General features: G+C 70.3%; 19 protein-coding genes. 10 read left to right on the top strand and 9 right to left on the bottom strand.

What is annotated here, in order from left to right:
• Positions 1–142: 142 nt before the first annotated feature.
• The 7 genes from ACFY0T_RS02365 (at position 143) to ACFY0T_RS02335 (ending at position 5,448) form a co-directional block, all read left to right on the top strand.
• Positions 143–1,267 (top strand): SchA/CurD-like domain-containing protein, encoded by a 1,125-nt coding sequence (locus tag ACFY0T_RS02365; protein WP_388863984.1) that lies wholly within the window; start codon positions 143–145, stop codon positions 1,265–1,267.
• A 69-nt stretch (positions 1,268–1,336) separates the two neighbouring features.
• Positions 1,337–1,819, top strand: a complete 483-nt coding sequence (locus ACFY0T_RS02360) for a cupin domain-containing protein (RefSeq protein ID WP_388863982.1) — start codon at positions 1,337–1,339, stop codon at positions 1,817–1,819.
• On the top strand, positions 1,816–3,081 hold the full coding sequence (locus ACFY0T_RS02355) for a beta-ketoacyl-[acyl-carrier-protein] synthase family protein (protein ID WP_388863980.1): 1,266 nt from the start codon (positions 1,816–1,818) through the stop codon (positions 3,079–3,081). Before ACFY0T_RS02360 ends, ACFY0T_RS02355 begins: the two co-directional genes overlap by 4 nt.
• Positions 3,081–4,328: a ketosynthase chain-length factor gene (locus tag ACFY0T_RS02350; RefSeq protein WP_388864216.1), complete on the top strand. Its 1,248-nt coding sequence runs from the start codon at positions 3,081–3,083 to the stop codon at positions 4,326–4,328. The genes ACFY0T_RS02355 and ACFY0T_RS02350 overlap by 1 nt, the downstream gene beginning before the upstream one ends.
• A 24-nt stretch (positions 4,329–4,352) precedes the next feature.
• The gene (locus ACFY0T_RS02345; RefSeq protein WP_388863978.1) at positions 4,353–4,610 is read left to right on the top strand and encodes a phosphopantetheine-binding protein; all 258 of its coding nucleotides are present in this window, start codon (positions 4,353–4,355) and stop codon (positions 4,608–4,610) included.
• A gap of 1 nt (position 4,611) precedes the next feature.
• Complete coding sequence (locus ACFY0T_RS02340) at positions 4,612–5,091, top strand: SRPBCC family protein (protein ID WP_388863976.1); 480 nt, start codon at positions 4,612–4,614, stop codon at positions 5,089–5,091.
• Positions 5,092–5,115: 24 nt separating this feature from the next.
• Positions 5,116–5,448, top strand: coding sequence for a TcmI family type II polyketide cyclase (locus ACFY0T_RS02335; protein ID WP_388863974.1), 333 nt, complete (start codon positions 5,116–5,118; stop codon positions 5,446–5,448).
• Positions 5,449–5,565: 117 nt separating this feature from the next.
• Here the strand turns inward: ACFY0T_RS02335 and ACFY0T_RS02330 are convergent, their stop codons facing one another.
• The 6 genes from ACFY0T_RS02330 to ACFY0T_RS02305 all read right to left on the bottom strand — a co-directional run bounded on the left by ACFY0T_RS02330 (position 5,566) and on the right by ACFY0T_RS02305 (position 12,089).
• Complete coding sequence (locus tag ACFY0T_RS02330; protein ID WP_388863972.1) at positions 5,566–6,594, bottom strand: methyltransferase; 1,029 nt, start codon at positions 6,592–6,594, stop codon at positions 5,566–5,568.
• A gap of 52 nt (positions 6,595–6,646) precedes the next feature.
• Entirely contained in the window at positions 6,647–7,708 is a 1,062-nt protein-coding gene (locus ACFY0T_RS02325; protein WP_388863970.1) for a nitrous oxide reductase family maturation protein NosD, read from the bottom strand.
• A gap of 77 nt (positions 7,709–7,785) precedes the next feature.
• On the bottom strand, positions 7,786–8,457 hold the full coding sequence (locus ACFY0T_RS02320; RefSeq protein ID WP_388863969.1) for a hypothetical protein: 672 nt from the start codon (positions 8,455–8,457) through the stop codon (positions 7,786–7,788).
• Positions 8,458–8,494: 37 nt separating this feature from the next.
• Positions 8,495–8,725: a DUF397 domain-containing protein gene (locus ACFY0T_RS02315; RefSeq protein WP_388863967.1), complete on the bottom strand. Its 231-nt coding sequence runs from the start codon at positions 8,723–8,725 to the stop codon at positions 8,495–8,497.
• Positions 8,722–9,585 carry a helix-turn-helix domain-containing protein gene (locus ACFY0T_RS02310; protein WP_388863965.1) on the bottom strand — a complete coding sequence of 288 codons (864 nt, stop codon included), beginning with the start codon at positions 9,583–9,585 and terminating at the stop codon, positions 8,722–8,724. Before ACFY0T_RS02310 ends, ACFY0T_RS02315 begins: the two co-directional genes overlap by 4 nt.
• 284 nt (positions 9,586–9,869) lie before the next feature.
• Positions 9,870–12,089, bottom strand: coding sequence for an NADP-dependent isocitrate dehydrogenase (locus ACFY0T_RS02305; RefSeq protein ID WP_388863963.1), 2,220 nt, complete (start codon positions 12,087–12,089; stop codon positions 9,870–9,872).
• A gap of 220 nt (positions 12,090–12,309) precedes the next feature.
• Here ACFY0T_RS02305 and ACFY0T_RS02300 point away from each other — a divergent pair, with 220 nt between their 5' ends.
• Positions 12,310–13,860 carry a M1 family metallopeptidase gene (locus tag ACFY0T_RS02300; RefSeq protein ID WP_388863961.1) on the top strand — a complete coding sequence of 517 codons (1,551 nt, stop codon included), beginning with the start codon at positions 12,310–12,312 and terminating at the stop codon, positions 13,858–13,860.
• Between the two features lie 76 nt (positions 13,861–13,936).
• Here the strand turns inward: ACFY0T_RS02300 and ACFY0T_RS02295 are convergent, their stop codons facing one another.
• The 3 genes from ACFY0T_RS02295 to ACFY0T_RS02285 all read right to left on the bottom strand — a co-directional run bounded on the left by ACFY0T_RS02295 (position 13,937) and on the right by ACFY0T_RS02285 (position 17,601).
• Positions 13,937–15,022: a mechanosensitive ion channel family protein gene (locus tag ACFY0T_RS02295; RefSeq protein WP_388863959.1), complete on the bottom strand. Its 1,086-nt coding sequence runs from the start codon at positions 15,020–15,022 to the stop codon at positions 13,937–13,939.
• A 683-nt stretch (positions 15,023–15,705) separates the two neighbouring features.
• Positions 15,706–16,470: a crotonase/enoyl-CoA hydratase family protein gene (locus ACFY0T_RS02290; protein WP_388863957.1), complete on the bottom strand. Its 765-nt coding sequence runs from the start codon at positions 16,468–16,470 to the stop codon at positions 15,706–15,708.
• Positions 16,471–16,626: 156 nt separating this feature from the next.
• The gene (locus ACFY0T_RS02285; RefSeq protein ID WP_388864214.1) at positions 16,627–17,601 is read right to left on the bottom strand and encodes a YbhN family protein; all 975 of its coding nucleotides are present in this window, start codon (positions 17,599–17,601) and stop codon (positions 16,627–16,629) included.
• 171 nt (positions 17,602–17,772) lie between these two features.
• Here ACFY0T_RS02285 and ACFY0T_RS02280 point away from each other — a divergent pair, with 171 nt between their 5' ends.
• Together ACFY0T_RS02280 and ACFY0T_RS02275 are read left to right on the top strand one after the other, a co-directional pair.
• Positions 17,773–19,695, top strand: a complete 1,923-nt coding sequence (locus ACFY0T_RS02280) for an ABC transporter ATP-binding protein (RefSeq protein WP_388864212.1) — start codon at positions 17,773–17,775, stop codon at positions 19,693–19,695.
• A gap of 156 nt (positions 19,696–19,851) precedes the next feature.
• Positions 19,852–20,070 (top strand): MBL fold metallo-hydrolase RNA specificity domain-containing protein, encoded by a 219-nt coding sequence (locus ACFY0T_RS02275; RefSeq protein ID WP_388863955.1) that lies wholly within the window; start codon positions 19,852–19,854, stop codon positions 20,068–20,070.
• Positions 20,071–20,081 lie beyond the last annotated feature (11 nt).

The raw sequence follows: 20,081 nt of genomic DNA, 5'->3' as shown, positions 1-20,081 counted from the left end.
GGGCACCCGGATGGCACGCAGTTCACTCGTCCGCACCGTGGGGCTCGCGCGCATCGGGGGTCGCGTCAACGATCGGCTCATGGCGACCCCGGCCTCGGCGGTCGTTCCTGACCTTCCGTGAAAAAGAGGAGAGGTGTGCCGGATGACCACTTCGGGACGTATATCGCAATCGGCGTTCGACGGCTCCAGGCTGCGGGTGATCCTGCTGCTCGATCTGTACGAAGGAGCCCAGCAGCAATTCCTCGACGCATACGAGCACATGCGCAATCACGTCGCGTCCGTCCCCGGACACATCAGCGACCAGCTCTGCCAGTCCATCGAGAACCCCTCGCAGTGGCTCATCACCAGCGAATGGGAGAGCGCACCTCCCTTCCTCGCCTGGGTGAACAGCGAGGAGCACGTCGAGACGGTCAGGCCGATGCACAGCTGTGTCCGGGACACCCGGTCGATGCGCTACAGCATCCTTCGCGAGACCAGCCCCGCTCAGCCGCTCTCATCGGAGTCGGCCAAGTCGGGTATGCAGGTGGAGGCCCGCGTGGGCGAAGGTGTGGCACGCCATGCCCTCACCTTTACCGTCAAGCCGGGCTCCGAGTCGAAGGTCGCGGAGATCCTGGCCGGGTACAAGTCGCCCGAGGCCAAGGTCGACGAGAACACCCGGCTGCGCCGCACCTCGCTCTTCATGCACGGCAACCGCGTCGTGAGGGCCGTGGAAGTGGAGGGCGACCTCCTTGCGGCACTGCGCCACGTCGCGCGCCAGCCCGAGGTGCGGGCGGTCGAGGAGGCCATCAACCCGTACCTGGAACAGGACCGGGACCTGACCGACGCCGACTCGGCGCGGGTCTTCTTCACCCGGGCCGCGCTGCCGGCCGTGCACCACGTGGTGGCCGGCCGGCCGGAACCCGCCGACCTGCGGCGCCACGCGCTGTACTACCCGGCGAAGCCGGGCTGCGGGATGGAGCTGGCGCGGTTGCTCGCCCATCAGGACGAGGCCGCGGCGGACGACCCGGGCAGCCCGGTGTACGGCAGCACGGTCTTCCAGCGCGACGACATCGTGGTGCGTCTCGTCGACCTCGTGGGTGAGCTCGACATGGACCCCGCCGCCTCGCTCGGCCTCAAGGGCCCCAAGAAGGCCGCGGAGCTGGAGCGTCTCCTCGACGGTGCCGCGATCGGCGTCGAGGGCTCCCTGGAGACGGAACGCAACATCAACCGCCTCCTGTCGCACGCCGACATGATGCCCATCACCGACCGCAGCGCGGCGGATTCCTGACGGACGGCCGCGGACCGTGTCCGCGGCCGTTCCACCCGGACGTCACTGCCACACCCGGAGGTATCAACCATGATCAAGCAGCATCCACGCATCGTGGACCTGAGCGAGACGGAACCCAACCGCAGGCGCGGAGGTGACCTGCGGGCCATGCTCACTCCCGCCACGTGCGGTTCCACCAGCGGCTTCATGGGCCTGGCCATCGTCCAGCCCGGCGAGCGGATCGGCGAGCACTACCACCCGTACTCCGAGGAGTTCGTGTACGTCGTCGCCGGCGCGCTAGAGGTGGACCTGGACGGCGACACGCACGCGCTGAAGCCCGATCAGGGCCTCTTGATCCCGATCAACATGCGGCACCGCTTCCGCAACGTCGGCGACACGGAAGCCCGCATGGTCTTCCACCTGGGCCCGCTCGCCCCGCGTCCGAGCCTCGGCCACGTCGACACGGAGGTGACCGACGACACCGTGCCCACCCGCGAGTTCGCCACCGCCGGGCCCGACCTGTCCCCTCCGGACCACGGACAGCCGTCCGAGCGAAGTGGGGCCATAAAGTGACCCGGCGGGTGGCCGTCACCGGTATCGGTGTGGTCGCTCCGGGAGGCACCGGGGCGACGGCGTTCTGGGACCTGCTCTCCAACGGTCGTACCGCGACCCGCGGCATCACGCTGTTCGATCCGGCGGGCCTGCGCTCGCGCATAGCCGCCGAATGCGACTTCGACCCGCTCGCGCACGGCCTGGACGGGGAGCTGCGCGACCACGCCGACCGGTACATACAGTTCGCCGCGGTTGCCGCCTCCGAAGCCGTACGCGACTCAGGACTCGACACCGGCAGGGAGAACCCCTGGCGTGTCGGAGTCTCCCTGGGCAGCGCCGTCGGCGGCACCACCCGCCTGGAACACGACTACGTCCTGGTCAGCGAGGGAGGCCGGCGGTGGGACGTGGACCACCGCGCGGCCGAGCCGAAGCTGCACATGGCGTTCTCGCCCAGCACGCTCGCCTCGCTCGTCGCCGAGCGGTTCGGTGCCCAGGGCCCGGTGCAGACCGTCTCCACCGGCTGCACATCCGGACTCGACGCGGTCGGCTACGCCTTCCACACCATCGAGGAAGGCCGGGCCGACGTCTGCATCGCGGGGGCGTCGGACTCGCCGATATCCCCGATCACCATGGCCTGCTTCGACGCGATCAAGGCGACCTCACCCAACAACGACGACCCCGAGCACGCCTCCCGGCCCTTCGACGCCCACCGCAACGGCTTCGTGATGGGCGAGGGCGGAGCGGTGCTGGTCCTGGAGGAGTACGAGCACGCCCGTGCCCGCGGCGCGCACGTGTACTGCGAGATCAGCGGCTACGCCACCTACGGCAACGCCTACCACATGACCGGTCTGACCAGTGAGGGGCTGGAGATGGCCCGGGCGATCGACACCACGCTCGACCAGGCCCGCATCGACCCCTCGTCGATCGACTACGTCAACGCGCACGGCTCGGGCACCCGCCAGAACGATCGGCACGAGACCGCCGCGGTCAAGCGGTCCCTGGGCGCTCACGCCTACGACATACCCATGAGCTCCATCAAATCCATGGTGGGGCACTCGCTGGGCGCGATCGGAGCGATAGAGGTCGTCGCCTGCGTCCTCGCCCTGAAGCACCAAGTGGTGCCGCCCACGGCGAACTACGAAACTCCCGACCCCGAGTGCGACCTGGACTACGTGCCGCGCACCGCACGCCCGCGGAAGCTGAAGAACGTGCTCTCCGTCGGCAGCGGATTCGGCGGTTTCCAGTCCGCGGTGCTCCTGACCGGGCCGGATGGGAGGACATGATGAGCACTCAGCGCCCCCGGCGCGCGGCCGTCACCGGGATCGGTGTGATCGCGCCCAACGGTGTGCGCGCCGACGCGTACTGGAAGTCCGTCAGGGAAGGTCTCGGCGTTCTGGACCGGATCACCCGCGAGGGATGCGAGCACCTGCCGCTCCGCATCGCGGGCGAGGTCCGGACCTTCGACGCCGCGGCCCTCATCGAGGAGCGCTTCCTCGTCCAGACCGACCGCTTCAGCCACTTCGCCATGGCCGCGGCCGCCCTCGCCCTCGACGACGCCGGGCTCGGCAGCGTTGACCCCGCTGAGCCGTACGACATCGGCGTGGTCACCGCCGCGGGGTCCGGAGGCGGTGAGTTCGGACAGCGAGAACTGCAGAAGCTGTGGGGACAGGGATCCCGGTTCGTCGGCCCGTACCAGTCCATCGCCTGGTTCTACGCCGCCAGCACCGGCCAGATCTCCATCCGGAGCGGCTTCAAGGGGCCCTGCGGAGTGGTCGCGAGCGACGAGGCGGGTGGCCTGGACGCCATCGCGCACGCCGCCCGGGTGGTGCGGCGCGGCACCGGCGCGGTGGTCGTCGGCGCCGCGGAGGCGCCCCTCGCCCCGTACTCGATGGTCTGCCAGCTCGGCTACCCCGAGCTCAGCACCGTCGAGGACCCCGCTCGCGCCTACCGCCCCTTCACCACGGGAGCCTGTGGCTTCGCGCCCGCGGAGGGCGGCGCCATACTCGTCGTCGAGGACGAGTCCCGTGCCCGTGAGCGCGGCACACCCATCCGGGCCACCGTGGCCGGTCATGCCGCCACCTTCACCGGCGCCTCCCGCTGGGAGCGCTCCAGAGAGGGACTCGCCCACGCGATCCGTGGCGCCCTCGACGAGGCCGGCTGCGCCCCGGAGGAGATCGACGTCGTGTTCGCCGACGCCCTCGGCGTACCGGAGGCGGACCGCGCCGAAGCCCTGGCCATCGCCGACGCCCTGGGGGCGCACGGCACCCGCGTACCCGTCACCGCACCCAAGACCGGAACCGGGCGGAGCTACTGCGCGGCACCCGTGCTGGACACCGCGGCCGCGGTGCTCGCCATGGAACACGGCCAAGTACCCCCCACTCCCTACGTGTTCGACATCTGCCACGACCTCGACCTGGTGATGTCTCGCGCTCGCCCCGCCGAGCTGCACACGGCCCTGATCCTCAGCAGGGGACTCATGGGCTCCAACGCGGCGCTCGTAGTGCGCCGCGGCGGCGACTCCGCCCGGTAGGACCGGGCGGGAAGGAGAAGACACATGATCATCGAAGTCACTGTCGGAGAACTGGCCACGCTGATGAAGCAGGCGGCCGGTGTCACCGTCGACCCCAAGGATCTCGAGCACTCGTCGGACTCCCCGTTCGGCACCCTCGGCCTCGACTCGCTCGGCCTGCTCGGCATCGTCGGCGAGCTGGAGAACCGGTACAGCCGGCCGCTGCCCGTCGACGCGGAGCGCTGCAAGACGCCCCGTGAGTTCCTCGACCTCGTCAACACCACCCTCAAGACCGGAGTCTGAAGTGGCAGGACACACCGAGAACAGCATCACCATCGACGCCCCTCTCGACCTCGTCTGGGACATGACCAACGACATCGAGAACTGGCCTCAGCTCTTCAGCGAGTACGCCTCGCTGGAGGTGCTCTCCCGTGACGGCGACACGACGACCTTCCGCCTGACCATGCACCCCGACGAGAACGGCAAGGTGTGGAGCTGGGTCTCGGAACGGACCATGGACCGCGCCAAGCGGACCGTCATGGCCCGCCGCGTCGAGACGGGACCCTTCGCGCACATGAACATCCGGTGGGAGTACAAGGAGACCTCGGAGGGCACCCACATGCACTGGGTGCAGGACTTCGCGATGAAGCCCGACGCCCCGGTCGACGACGCCTGGATGACGGACAACATCAACCGCAACTCGCGCGTCCAGATGGCCCTCATCCGGGACAGGATCGAGCAGGTCGCCCGGGACCGCCGCAACGCGCCCGTCATGCCCGGCTGATCGTCGGCCCAGGAAGGACACCCGATGCACCACGCCCTGATCGTCGCGCGTATGGCGCCCGATTCGGCGCCCGCGATCGCCGATGTGTTCGCCGCCTCCGACCGCGGCGAACTCCCGCACCTGATCGGCGTCAACCGGCGCAGCCTCTTCCAGTTCGGCGACGTGTACCTGCACCTCATCGAATCCGACCAGGACCCCGCGCCCGCCATCGCGAAGGTGGCCGGGCATCCCGAGTTCCGGAGCATCAGCGAGCAGCTGTCGGCGTACGTCAGCGCGTACGACCCGCAGACCTGGCGCAGCCCCAAGGACGCCATGGCGCACTGCTTCTACCGCTGGGAACGGGACGCGGCCTCCTGAGCGAGCCGGGAGAAAAACCCGAGGCCGCCGGCTCCGCGAACGACGCGGAACCGGCGGCCTCGGGTTTTCTGCGGGTCGTTTTCTCCGGGCCGGTGGGAGAGGCCGGCCCGGAGAGGGTCAGCCGGGGATGGTGCACTCGAAGGCGTGCAGATACGCGTTGACCGGGCGGATCTCGCCGATGACCAGGCCCGCGGCTGTCAGCCGATCGACCATGCTCTGCTGCGTGTGCTTCGCGCCGCCGACATTGAGGAGCAGCAGCAGGTCCATGGCCGTCGTGAACTTCATCGACGGCGTGTCGTCCACGAGGTTCTCGATGACGACGACGCGGGCACCAGGTCGCGCCGCCTTGCGGACGTTCGCCAGCGCCCTGCGGGTGCTTTCGTCGTCCCACTCCAGGATGTTCTTGATGATGTACACATCCGCCTGGACCGGGATGTCCTCGCGGCAGTCCGCGGCCACGATCCGTACCCGGTCGGCAAGCGAACCTCCGTCCCGCAGGCGCGGATCGGCGTTCTCGACCACACCCGGCAGGTCGAGCAGCGTGCCGTGCATCGTGGGGTGCTTCTCCAGCAGACTGGCCACGACCTGTCCCTGTCCGCCGCCGATGTCCGCGACGGAGGACACCTCCCGCAGATCGAGAAGCTGGGCGACGTCCCGCGCCGACTGCTCGCTGGACGTCGTCATGGCCCGGTTGAACACGTACGCCGACTCGGGGGCCTCTTCGTTGAGGTACTCGAAGAACTCCCTGCCGTACACGTCCTCGAAGACGTTCCGGCCGGAGCGCACCGCCTCGTCGAGCTTCGGCCAGACGCTCCACGTCCAGGGCTCGGTGCACCACAGTGCGATGTACCGCAGGCTGTGCGGATCGTCCTCGCGCAGCAGCCGGGACATCTCCGTGTGCGCGAAGGTACCGTCGGGGTGCTCCACGAAGACCCCTTGGCAGGACAGCGCGCGCAGCAGCCGCCGCAGGGTCTTCGGCTGGGTCTTCACCGCCGCCGCCAGGTCCTCCACGCTCATGGGCGTGTCTTCGAGAGCGTCGGCCACACCCAGGCGGGCGGCGGCGCGTACGGCGGCGGCGCACGCCGCCCCGAAAGCGAGCTCCCTCAGCCGCATGGACGGCGGGGGAGCCTGATCAACGGTCGTCATCGATTGCCTCGCTTCTGCTGTCGTGCTGTGTGGGGGGTGGGGAGCGGACCGGTCAGCACATTCCGGCGGGCTCGGAGACCGCGCACGTGTTGCCGTGGAAGGTGTTGCTCTTGCTGGTGTCCCGGTTGGCCAGATCGGCCGTGCTGTTGCGCATCACCACGTTGTCGCGGATCTCATTGCGCTGGTTGAGGGCACCCACGAAGCTCTTGAACAGCACGATGCCGCCCGACAGCGGGGATTGGCCCACGTTGTCCTCGACCATGTTGTTCGTCACCAGCGTGTCCTCGGTACCGGTGAGGACGATCCCCGAGCCCTGGAGGTAGGGCAGCCGAGGGGTCTTCGGACAGTATTTGTTGTTGGCGTGGATGTAGTTGTGGCGCACGCTCAGCGCCCCTGCGCGCGGCTTGGACTCGTCACCCACGACGAACACGGCGGTGCAGTTGCCGGTCGCTTCGTTGTGATCGACGGTCAGGTTCCGCAGCCGCCGCACCGTGACGCCGACCCGGTTGTCGAGCAGACGGTTGTGACTGACCACCGCCCCCTTGGTGTCCCGGGCCCCTTCCTCGGTATCGACCGTGTTGGACAGGAACAGGCCGGCGTCGCCGTTGGCCTGGACCGTGTTGTCGCGGAACACCCCGCGGACGGACCTCTCCTGGGCGATGCCCCACTGGCCATTCTTCTCGGAGGTCACGTCCCGGACCGTCAGCCGGTCGGTCCCCGACGCCCACAGGCCGTGCTTGGCAAAGCCTCTGAGGGTCAGTGAGCGTACGGTGACGCGCGCGACGGGGCTGCTGTCCGTGCCGGTCACGCAGATGCCGTTGCCGGCCTTGGCGCACGTGCTGTCGCCGGAGCCCGCGCCGGGCACGATGACGGTGGACCGGGCGTCGGAGCCCCGCAGCGTCAGGTCCGACACGGTGATACGGACGCTCTCATGGTAGGTACCGGGGGCGAGGACGATCGTGTCCCCCGGTTTCGCGGTGTTCACAGCCTTCTGGATCGATTCGCCCGCTCTCACCCGGTGCACCGTCAGGTTGTCGGCCGACGGGGCGGCACCGATCCCCGAGGCCACGACAGCCGCGGTGCAGGCGAGGTAGGCCATCTGTCGTTTGGTCATAGGCCGAAGCTATGAGGGGGTGTTCCGGCTCGCCACCGCTGATCACCCAGGTGGGCAGACCCCGTCACCCCTCGGCCTTACGGCCTGACGAGCGGCACCTGTCGCGGGAGGCGGCGCGGTGGCGGCGGGGGTAACTGCTCGACCCTGACATCGAGGAGCGAGTGGCGGCAGTGGTACGACGGGACGGTGTCGACAAGGAGTAGATACGTGATCGTCGTGCCGCAGCCGATCCGGCCCGGGCCGATGCTCAGCTCCGAGCCGTGCACCGAGACCGGCGGGGGTTGCGCCGCGCTCGGCTCCGACTCCGTGCCGATCATCTCCAGGTAGGGCACGGCGAGGTCGACGCGGAAGGGCTGTCCCCGGTCGAACGCACTGCTCGGGATGTCGCGCCGGCCGGGGTTGGTGAGCACCAGCCGCACCAGGTGCGGATCGGTGAGCAGGGTGCCGTTCCGCCGGATCTCCAGCCGCCCCCCGATGAGCTGGTTGACCAACGGGTCATGGCACGTCGTGTAGGTGAGGCGCCGCCGGGGATGCGAGGCGCGCAGCGCGGCCCAGATCGCGCCGCACCCCATGAGGACGGCGACGGCGACACCCGCCGCGGTCCAGAAGGTCTCCGCGGCGTAGAAGGCGCCGGACGCGACGGGCGCGGGGTGGTGAACGTCGTACACGGGCAGCCCGACGCGCCGAGGGGCCGGCCGCGCGTCGTACTCCATTCGTACGTGCGGCAACTGTTCCGGTCGATCGTTCACCGCCCCGGCCCGCCGACGGTCCTTTGGTGACGGATGGTCAGGGGCGGCCGTACCGGCCGTCGTGCGCCCCGCCCAGGAACGCGGTCCACTCGGCGGGCGAGAAGACGAGGGCCGGACCGCCGGTGTCCTTCGAATCCCGTACGGCGACGACGCCCTCGGCGAAGGCGACCTCGACGCACGCTCCGTTGCCGGAACTGCGGCGGCTCTTGCGCCACTCGGCGCCCCTCAGATCGACCTGCCGGGCGGTCCGCCCGTCGTGCCTGCTCATGTGCTGTACAACTCCCTTGCGATTTTCTCCAGGGTGGCGGGTGTCTCCTGCGGGTCGGGAGCCGCGGCGCGCACCAGGTCGAAGGTCTGGATGAAGGTGCGGACGTCGCGTTCCTTCTCCAAGTACACGTTGCCTGCGATGGAGTTGACGTAGACGACGGTGGGGGTGCGGGGTTCGAACTCCAGGAGGGAGAACATCCCGGCCAGCGCCGCGTGAGCCCCCTTCGCCGTCGGCATCACCTGGATCGTCACGTTCGGCATCGTCGTCGCCTCGGCCAGATACGCGAGCTGGGCCGCCATGACGTCCTTGCCGCCGACCGGGCGGCGCAGCGCACTCTCCTCGAGCACCACCCACAGCTCCAGCGGCTCGGGCTCCCGGGTCAGCAGGGCCTGGCGCTCCTTGCGGAAGCGCACCAACTGATCCACCTCGTCGGGCTCGTTGGGGCGGGCCGCGGCGATCACTGCACGGGCGTAGTCCTCGGTCTGCAACAGGCCGTGCACGAAGGTCGGTTCGTACGAGCGCAGGGCACGCGCGTCGGACTCCAGGCCCGCGTAGGTGGCCATGCCCGAGGGCAGCACCTCTCCGTAGTGGGCCCACCAGCCCTGCTGCTGGGCGTCCTTGTGGATCTGCATGACCGTCTCGGTCTGGGCCGGGTCCGTGACGCCGTACCACTGCAGCAGGTCCCGTACATCGCGTGCCTTGATGGGGGCCTGGCCGGTCTCCACCCGGCTGATCTTGGACATCGAGCACTCCAGATGGGCCGCCACGTCCTCGATCTTCTTGCCCGCGTGCTCACGCAGCCGTCGCAGCTCGGATCCGAGCTGGCGGCGCCGTACGGTCGGTCCACCGGCTGTGGCCATCGCCCCTCCCCACACTGGATGTGGTGACGTATTGCTCCACGCAAGTGTGCCGGATCCTCAACTTCCCTGTCATGCCGTTGACTTGGTTGGAGACATTTGGCCAACGCAATTGCGTGGAGGAAATCGCTCGGCATCGAACAGAGCCGATCGCCTGTCACAACGGACGGGCCGATCGCCCGTCACAACGGACAGAGCGAGCGCCCGTCACACGCAACCGCCCCGGCCGGAGGATCCGGCCGGGGCGGGCACAGTCACGGACCTGGGTCCGCGGGGTGGTGCGTGTGTCAGGCGAGGGTCGCCAGCGCCTCGTTCCAGGTCGTCGACGGGCGCATGACCGCCGCGGCCTTGGCCGCGTCGGGCTGGTAGTAGCCGCCGATGTCGGCCGGGGAGCCCTGGACCGCGAGCAGCTCGTCCACGATCGTCTGCTCCTGCGCGGAGAGCGTCTCGGCGAGCGGGGCGAACGCCTTGGCGAGGTCGGCGTCGTCGCTCTGCCCCGCCAGCTCCTGCGCCCAGTACAGGGACAGGTAGAAGTGGCTGCCGCGGTTGTCGATGCCGCCGACGCGACGGGTCGGGGACTTGTCCTCGTTGAGGAAGGTCGCCGTGGCGCGGTCGAGGGTGTCGGCGAGGACCTGGGCGCGCGCGTTGCCCGTGGTCGTCGCGAGGTGCTCGAAGCTGGCCGCGAGGGCGAAGAACTCGCCCAGGCTGTCCCACCGCAGGTAGTTCTCCTTGACCAGCTGCTGCACGTGCTTGGGCGCGGAGCCGCCGGCACCCGTCTCGAACAGGCCGCCGCCCGCCATCAGCGGGACGACGGAGAGCATCTTGGCGCTGGTGCCCAGCTCCAGGATCGGGAACAGGTCGGTGAGGTAGTCGCGCAGCACGTTGCCGGTGACGGAGATGGTGTTCTCGCCGCGGCGGATGCGCTCCACGGAGAGCTTGGTGGCCTCCTGCGGGGACAGGATGCGGATGTCCAGGCCCTCGGTGTCGTGCTCCGGCAGGTACTGCTTGACCTTCTCGATGAGGACGGCGTCGTGGGCGCGGTTCTCGTCCAGCCAGAACACGGCCGGGTCGCCGGTGGCGCGAGCGCGGGTGACGGCGAGCTTGACCCAGTCGCGGATCGGCGCGTCCTTGGCCTGGCAGGCGCGGAAGATGTCGCCGGCGGAGACGGTCTGCTCCAGGACGACATTGCCGGCCTGGTCGACCAGACGGACCGTACCGGTGGTCGGGATCTCGAAGGTCTTGTCGTGGCTGCCGTACTCCTCGGCCTTCTGCGCCATCAGGCCGACGTTCGGGACCGAGCCCATCGTCGCCGGGTCGAAGGCGCCGTTGGCGCGGCAGTCGTCGATGACGACCTGGTAGACGCCGGAGTAGCTGCTGTCCGGCAGGACCGCGAGGGTGTCGTGCTCCTGGCCGTCCGCGCCCCACATGTGGCCGGAGGTGCGGATCATGGCCGGCATGGAGGCGTCGACGATGACGTCGGACGGGACGTGCAGGTTGGTGATGCCCTTGTCGGAGTCGACCATCGCCAGCTCCGGGCCCTCGGCGAGCTCGGCGTCGAAGGACGCCTTGATCGCGTCGCCCTCGGGCAGCCCCTCCAGGCCCTTGAGGATGCCGCCGAGACCGTCGTTCGGGGTCAGGCCCGCCGCGGCGAGCGTCTCGCCGTACGCGGCGAACGTCTTCGGGAAGAACGCGCGCACCACGTGACCGAAGATGATCGGGTCGGAGACCTTCATCATCGTGGCCTTGAGGTGAACCGAGAACAGCACGCCCTCGGCCTTGGCGCGGGCGATCTGCGCCGTGAGGAACTCGCGCAGCGGCGCGACGCGCATGACGGCCGCGTCCACGACCTCACCCGCGAGGACCGGTACGGACTCACGCAGCACGGTGGTGGAGCCGTCGTCGCCCGCCAGCTCGATACGCAGCGCGCCGGCCTCGGAGATCACCGCGGACTTCTCGGTGGAGCGGAAGTCGTCGACGCCCATGGTGGCGACGTTCGTCTTCGACTCCGGCGTCCACTTGCCCATGCGGTGCGGGTGGGTCTTGGCGTAGTTCTTGACCGACGCGGGGGCGCGGCGGTCCGAGTTGCCCTCGCGCAGCACCGGGTTCACGGCGCTGCCCTTGACCTTGTCGTAACGGGCGCGGATGTCGCGCTCCTCGTCCGACTTCGGGTCGTCCGGGTAGTCCGGAAGCGCGTAGCCCTGCGCCTGCAACTCGGCGATCGCGGCCTTCAGCTGCGGGATCGACGCCGAGATGTTCGGCAGCTTGATGATGTTGGCCTCGGGCGTCTTGGCCTGCTCACCGAGCTCGGAGAGGGCGTCCGCGATGCGCTGGTCCTCCGAGAGGAACTCGGGGAAGAGGGCGATGATGCGCCCGGCCAGCGAGATGTCACGGGTCTCCACAGTGACACCCGCCTGCGAGGCGTACGCCTGGACCACCGGCAGGAACGAATACGTCGCCAGGGCCGGGGCCTCGTCAGTGTGCGTGTAAATGATGGTCGAGTCAGTCACCGGGTGCTCCGCTCCACGTCTGCAACATTGCTCGACATCAAGATATCTCGTGAACGACCCCGACTCGACAGGGGTCCGCCCCGGGCGGGGCGAGTGAAGGAGGCAAGGAAGTGCCGCGCCGCAGGCAACCTCGCCCCTCGCTCGTGCGTACTGCAAGGAGATCGATCATCCGATCCGACGGCGGGGCCGCCGGCCCCGGCCGCCCGAACGAAAGCGAACCATGAGATATCGCAGCAGAGTGACGGCCCCTGCGGCCGCCCTGATCGGCACGGCCGCGGCGCTCACCGCGGCCCCCTCGGCGTCCGCGCGGCCCCGGGCCTTACGGACGGAGGCCACCCCGGGCGCGGAGACCCTCGGCGACCCCGTCTTCCCGGCCCTCGGCAACGACGGCTACCGCGTGAGCGCCTACCACCTCGCCTTCTCGTACGACGCGACGACCCGCCTGGTCGACGCCACCGCGACCCTCACACTGTGCGCGACCCAGAACCTCTCCCGCTTCTCGCTCGACGCGCTCGGCCTGGACATCCGGGCGGTGCGCGTCGGCGGCCAGGCGGCCGGCTTCGAGCAGGTGGAGGAGAAGCTGCGCATCACGCCCGACCGGACCCTGCCGGAGCGGGCCCGGGTCACGGTCTGCGTCGACTACACCGCCGACCCCGCCAAGGCCCTCGCGCACACCGCATGGGTCCCCACCCCCGACGGCTTCGCGGTGTGCCCGCAGCCGAACTCCGCGCACACCGTCTTCCCGTGCAACGACCACCCCACGGACAAGGCGGCCTTCAGCTTCCGCATCACCGTGCCCAGCGGCCTGCGCGGTGTCGCGAGCGGCACCCTGGTCCGCACGGAGAGCCTGGACGGCGACCGGACCGCGTACACCTATCGTTCCCGCGCCCCGATAGCCACCGAGCTGGTGCAGATCACGGTCGGCGACTACACGGTCAAGGACCGGCAGGGGCCCAGCGGCCTGGGTCTGCGCGATGTCGTCCCGACCGCACGGGCCGCCGCCCTCGAACCCGCGCTCGCCCTGACGCCCGGGCTGCTGGAGTGGGTGGAGCAGCGGCTCGGCGCCTTCCCGTTCGAGACGTACGGTCTGCTGCCGTGCAACTCCGACGACCCGAACGCCTTCGACTTCACGGGCCTGGAGACCCAGACCCTCACGCTCTACAAGCCGAACTTCCTGCTCCAGGAGGAGAAGAAGATCGGCTCGCACATGATGCACGAGCTGGTCCACTCCTGGTTCGGCAACAGCGTCAGCCCCGCCACCTGGGCCGACCTGTGGCTGAACGAGGGCCATGCGGACTTCTACGGACTGCTCTACCGCTACGAGCGCGGCTGGCCCGACTCGCTCGGCCTCACCAGCATGGAAGCCCGGATGAAGGACACCTACGCCAAGGGCGACCTGTGGCGGCAGTCCTCCGGGCCGGTCGCCGCGCCGAAGGCCGCCAACCTCTTCGACAGCCAGCGCTACCTCGGCGGCGTCCTGGTCCTCTACGCCCTGCGGGAGGTTGTCGGCGAGGACGTCTTCCACCTCATCGAGCGCACCTTCCTGGAGCGTCACCGCAACTCCGCGGCGAGCACCGAGGACTACATCGCGGTCGCCTCCGAGGTCTCCGGCCAGGACCAGTCCGGCTTCCTGAAGGACTGGCTGTACGGCACGAAGACGCCGCGCATGCCGAACCATCCCGACTGGACAGTCACCCCGGTGACCCCGGGCCTGGTCGCGCCCCGCCACCGCGAGCCCGGCCACTACCCCGACTCGTCCGCGACACTCTGAGCCCCGGCACCGGAGCCGGGCGGACGCGCTCCGCTCGGCTCCGGTGCCGTCTCATGCTCTGCGGCCGTGTCGTGCCCTACGGCCGTGTCGTGGCCTCGCGCTGCTGGGGGATGCCCGGCTCCAGGAGTTCCGCGCCACCCGGCTGCAGCGCCACCGTCCGCGCGGGCGCCGGAATCCGGATGCCCTCCTCCCGGTAGCGCTTGTGCAGGCGCTTGATGAACTCGTGCTTGATCCGGTACTGGTCGCTGAACTCGCCCACGCCGAGGATCACGGTGAAGCCGATGCGGGAGTCGCCGAAGGTGTGGAAGCGGATGGCGGGCTCGTGGTCCGGGACGGCGCCGGTGATGTCGTTCATCACTTCCGCGATGACCTCGGTCGTCACCCGCTCGACGTGCTCCAGGTCGCTGTCATAGGCGACGCCCACCTGGACCAGGATGGTCAACTCCTGCTCCGGGCGGTTGTAGTTGGTCATGTTCGTCCCCGCCAGCTGGCCGTTGGGGATGATGACCAGGTTGTTGGAGAGCTGACGGATGGTCGTCTGGCGCCAGTTGATGTCGACGACGTAGCCCTCCTCGCCACTGCTCAGCCGGATGTAGTCGCCGGGTTGGACAGTCTTCGAGGCAAGGATGTGGATGCCTGCGAAGAGGTTGGCGAGGGTGTCCTGGAGGGCGAGCGCGACGGCGAGACCACCGACGCCCAGGGCGGTGAGCAGCGGGGCTATGGAGATGCCCAGCGTCTGGAGCACCACCAGGCCGCCGATCGCCAGGACCACGACTCGGGTGATGTTGACGAAGATCGTGGCAGATCCGGCGACCCCGGATCGGGACTGGGTGACCGTCCGCACCAGGCCGGCGACCATCCGGGCCGCCGACACCGTCACGACGAGGATGAGCAGTACGGTCAGGCTCTGATTGACGTGGCGCTGGACCGTCTTCGTGAGGGGCAGCGCCGCCCCTGCGGTAGCCGCGCCGCCCACGATCGCCGCCCACGGCACCACGGTCCGCAGGGCGTCCACGATGACATCGTCACCGCTCCAGCGGGTGCGGTCCGCGTGCTTGCCCAGCCAGCGCAGCAGCATGCGCAGCAGGAACGCCGCCAGAAGGCCCGCGGCGACGGCGATTCCGGCGACCATCCAGTCGTCCAGGGTGAGGGAGCGCTTCACCGGTGACCTCCCATCTGACGGGGGAGAAAGCCCGTGGGCCGAATGTGCTGTGTCGTCACTTGCCACCTGCTCGAATCCGAGAATGCACGATCACGTCCGGACTGGTCTTCGTCGTCCGGGGCGACCGCTCATCCTGCCGCATTCACCTGCCCGCCCGTCACCAGGCCTGCGCGGACCCGCCATTGAGGCCGAGTCCCTGGACAGCCGGATCCGCCCCTGACCGCCTGATCCGCCATTGACGGCCGGGTGCGGCCTGCGACCGGTTGAAGGCAGCCAACTCCCGCCTGGGGAAAAGGATTCCGCGCCTCACGAACGCGACGGTCACCGAACTCCGGGGACGGGGGCGGCTGACCGGAGTCGCCCTGCGCCACCGCGACGGCCGGACCATGACGCTCGGGTGCGACACCGTCGTCTTCACCGGCGACTTCGTGCCGGACCACGAACTCGCCCGGCGAGGCGGCCTCGACCTCGGCACGGGCACGCGCGGCCCCGCGGTCGACGGCGCGTTCCTCACGTCACGCGACGGGTTACGGGCGGCGCGGTGCGTACGGGATCACCTGGCCGGGACGCGCCGGTCCCCGACGGCTCCGCTGCTCGTGGACCCGCCCCTGCGCTGGGTCGCCCCGAACCGGCAACCGGACGCTGGGTCGGTCGCGTCGATCCCGCAGGAGGACCGCTCCGCGTCACCGCTCGCTGAACGAACCGTGCCGCCCGGCGCCCGAGGCGAAGCGGGCGGCGCCTTCCAGGCTCTCGCCCAACACGCCCATGCCGTACCGGAGTTCGGTGCGCATCGCCGTCTTCTCGACCAGGCCCTCCTGGTCGAGGACGGAGGCGCGGTCGCTGCGCAGGCAGGACTGCGGGAAGTCGGCGATGTCGGCGGCGAGCCGCTCCGCCTCCGCGCGGGCACGGCCGGACGGGACGAGGCGGTTGGCGAGGCCCATCGCGTACGCCTCGGGGGCGGGGACCGGGCGGCCGGTGAGGATCATGTCCATCGCACGGCTGGTGCCGATGAGCCGGGGGAGCCGTACCGTGCCGCCGTCGATGAGCGGCACGCCCCAGCGGCCGCAGAAGACACCGAAGACCGCGTCCTCCTCGGCGACCCGCAGATCGCACCAGAGCGCCAGTTCCAGGCCCCCGGCGACCGCGTGTCCCGCGACCGCCGCGATGACCGGCTTGGTCAGGCGCATCCGGGTGGGGCCCATCGGCCCGTCGCCCTCCTCGGTGACCTGGTTGCCGCATTCGGTGCCGATCGCCTTGAGGTCCGCGCCCGCGCAGAACGTGCCGCCCTCGCCCCAGAGCACAGCGACCCGCGCCGCGTCGTCGGCCTCGAACTCCCGGAAGGCGTCGGCGAGTTCGGCGGCCGTTGGCCCGTCGACCGCGTTGCGGGCCTCGGGGCGGGAGAGGACGACCGTGGTGACGTACCCCTGACGTTCGATCCGGACCGGCATCGTGGTGTCCCTTCTGCGACGGTGTGGGCCGAGGTTACCCCTCGGTATCGCAGCTGCCGGTGGCATGGACGGCCCACGCCGGGAACGGGTTGTCGTACAGCGCCACGATGACCGCGACCCGCAGGTCCGAGCAGTCGCGGCCACCTGTGGGTGGTCTCAGATCACCTTCCAGCGGACCAGCGCCCCGAGCGTCAGTGCCCCCGGCAGCAGCGGCAGCCACACCGTGATGATCCGGTACGCCAGCACCACCGCCGTCGCCACGGCCACCGGACCGCCCGCCGCGACGAGCGCGACGACCAGCGCGGCCTCCACCGAACCGATCCCGCCCGGCGTCGGCACCAGCGCGACCGCGACCGTCGCCGCCAGATACGCGACCGCCATGTGCGCGGGCGGCACCGGCAGCCCCAATGCCTGCCCCACTGCGGCCAGCCCGGCCGCCTGGAGGAGGGGGAAGGCGAGCGATCCGCCCCACAGGGCGAGCGCCCGGGACGGACGGGAGTGCACCGACCGCGCCTCGCCGAGCGCGGTGCGCAGGAAGGAGAACACGGCCGTGCGCAACCGTCGTACGAGAAGAAGAGTCGCCGCGGCGGCGCACAGCACCACACCGACGCCGAGCAGCAGCGGGCCGATCGCCCCGTCCGGAAGGAGGCTGCCGATCCGCAGCGCCCCGGGGAACGCGATCAGCAGACCCAGCAGCAGCCCCAGCCGGGCGATCGACTCCGCGAGCAGGTACAGCGCGAGCGCGGCCGACGAGCGGGCGAGCGGCACGCCGCACACCGTCATGAACCGCAGATTGACCGCGCTGGCGCCCAGGCCCGTCGGCAGCAGATGGTTGGCCGCGCCCGCCGCGAACTGCGTGGCGAGCAGCCGACGCGCGGGCAGCCGCTCCACGACCGCGCCCTGGCGGGTGAAGGCCGCCGCGACCCAGGTCAGACAGGTCGCCGCGGCCGCGGCCGCGAGCCAGGGCCACTCAGCCGACTCCAGGTGGCCGAAGCCCTCCACGAGCACGGACCGGTGGCGCACCCCGACCACCAGGACGAGGGCGAGCGGAAGCAGGCACAGGACCGGCCGGACGGCAGGCCGGAGGGAGAAGCGTCTGGGGAGTCCCTGGGGGAGTCGTACGGCGGTCACATCGGGAGAGGTTTTCCACACCGCACCAACGTGGGGTTGCGGGCGTGGAGACGGCGGCTGACACGCCGGGCAAGGTGCGGGAGGGGGAGTCGTCTTCCCGTAACGCGTGGCCTTCTTCGTGGAGTCATTGACCTCAACAATGCTTGAGGTCATACCGTCTCTCTCATGAGCATGGAGACCACAGCCTGGACACAGCTGCACAGCGTCATGAACGCGCAGCAGGAGCGCCGACCCTTCGCCCGCGCGACGCTGCGCCGCATCGCCGCCTTCGCCCGCCCGCACCGCCGCCGTATCGCGCAGTTCATCGTGCTCAGCGTGGTGACCGCGCTGCTCGCCGTCGCGACGCCGGTGCTCGCGGGGCGCGTCGTGGACGCCATCGTGTCCGGTGGCGACGAGAGCACCGTCATCCGTCTTGCCGTGCTCATCGCCGTCATCGCGCTCGCCGAGGCGGCGCTCGGGATACTCGGCCGCTGGCTTTCGTCGACGCTCGGCGAGGGACTCATCCTCGATCTGCGGACCGCTGTGTTCGATCATGTGCAGCGCATGCCGGTCGCGTTCTTCACACGTACTCGTACGGGCGCGCTCGTCAGTCGTCTCAACAACGACGTCATCGGCGCCCAGCGCGCCTTCAGCAACACCCTGTCCGGAGTCGTCAGCAACCTCGTGACGCTGCTGCTCACCCTCGCCGTCATGCTCACCCTGTCCTGGCAGATCACTCTGCTCGCGCTCGCCCTGCTGCCGGTGTTCGTGATTCCCGCGCGCCGGATGGGCAGCCGGATGGCCAAGCTCCAGCGGGAGGCGGCCGACCTCAACGCCGCGATGGGCACCCGGATGACCGAGCGCTTCTCCGCGCCCGGCGCCACCTTGGTGAAGCTCTTCGGGCGGCCCGAGGACGAGTCCGTCGAGTTCGCGGCGCGCGCCCGGCGCGTGCGGGACATCGGGGTGCGTACGGCGATGGCGCAGTCCGCGTTCATCACCGCCCTGACGCTGGTCTCCGCCCTGGCCCTCGCCCTCGTCTACGGGCTCGGCGGCTGGTTCGCGCTGCGCGGCACCCTGGAGCCGGGCGCCGTCGTCTCGCTGGCGCTGCTGCTGACCCGCCTGTACGCGCCGCTCACCTCGCTCGCCGGAGCGCGCGTGGAGGTCATGAGCGCCCTGGTCAGCTTCGAGCGCGTCTTCGAGGTGCTCGACCTGAAGCCGCTCATCGAGGAGAAGCCGGACGCCCGCAAGGTGCCCGAGGGGCCGGCGTCCGTGGAATTCGACGGCGTCCGCTTCGCCTACCCCTCCGCCGACAAGGTCTCCCTCGCCTCGCTGGAAGAGGTCGCCGCCCTGGACACCCGCGGCGGCGCCGACGTCCTGCACGGCGTCTCCTTCCGCGCCGAACCCGGCCAGACCGTCGCCCTCGTCGGCTCCTCCGGCGCCGGCAAGTCGACCATCGCGCAGCTGCTGCCGCGGCTGTACGACACCGACGAGGGCGTCGTCCGGATCGGCGGCGTCGACGTCCGTGACCTGAGCGCCGAGTCGATGCGCGCGACCCTCGGCATGGTCACTCAGGACGGCCACCTGTTCCACGACTCGGTACGGGCGAACCTGCTGCTGGCCCGCCCGTCGGCGACCGAGGAGGAGCTGTGGGACGTACTGCGCCGCGCCCGTCTCGAAGACCTCGTACGTTCCCTGCCCGACGGCCTCGACACCGTGGTCGGCGAGCGCGGCTACCGGCTCTCCGGCGGTGAGCGCCAGCGCATGACCATCGCCCGGCTGCTGCTCGCCCGCCAGCGCGTCGTCATCCTCGACGAGGCCACCGCCCACCTCGACAACACCTCGGAGGCGGCCGTCCAGGAGGCGCTGACCGAGGCGCTGGAGGGCAGGACCGCCGTGGTGATCGCACACCGGCTGTCCACGGTGCGGGCCGCCGACGTGATCCTCGTCGTCGAGGCGGGGCGGATCGTGGAGCGCGGGACGCACGGGGAACTGCTGGCGGCCGAGGGGCGGTACGCGGAGCTGTACCGGACGCAGTTCACCAAGCCGGGCCCGGGGGACGCGACGCACGCCGTGGAGGCGGTGGACATCGCTGCGGCGGGCGAGGCGGTGGCGTGAGCGGGGGCGCGGCTGCCGGGGAGGTGGTGGCGTGAGCGGGCGCGGCTGCCGCGGAGGTGGTGGAGCGGCGGAGATCGCCGGGCGCGGAAGGCAGGCCGTGAGGTCGACTTCGTTACCCGGGGAAGTCGGACCTTCTCGCCGCACCGCCGGGGTCCCGTGCAAGTCGAGGTGGTGAACGTCCCCGGGTTCTCCGCCCATGCCGACGCGGCCGAAATCATCGACTGGTTGCGCGACGGCGGCGCCCCTCCGCCCTCCGCCACCTACCTGGTGCACGGCGAGCCCGACGCCGCCCAGCTCCTCCGCGACCGGATCGACGACCAGCTGGGCCGGAACGGGCTCGTGCCGCGCTCCGACGAACGCGTGCTCGTCCGGTAGCCACCACCAGC

The organism is Streptomyces sp. NPDC001530, from assembly GCF_042894545.1.
In the GTDB taxonomy this organism is placed as follows: domain Bacteria; phylum Actinomycetota; class Actinomycetes; order Streptomycetales; family Streptomycetaceae; genus Streptomyces.
Note: the sequence above shows the minus strand (reverse complement) of the source record. Positions and strands in the feature narration are given on the sequence as shown.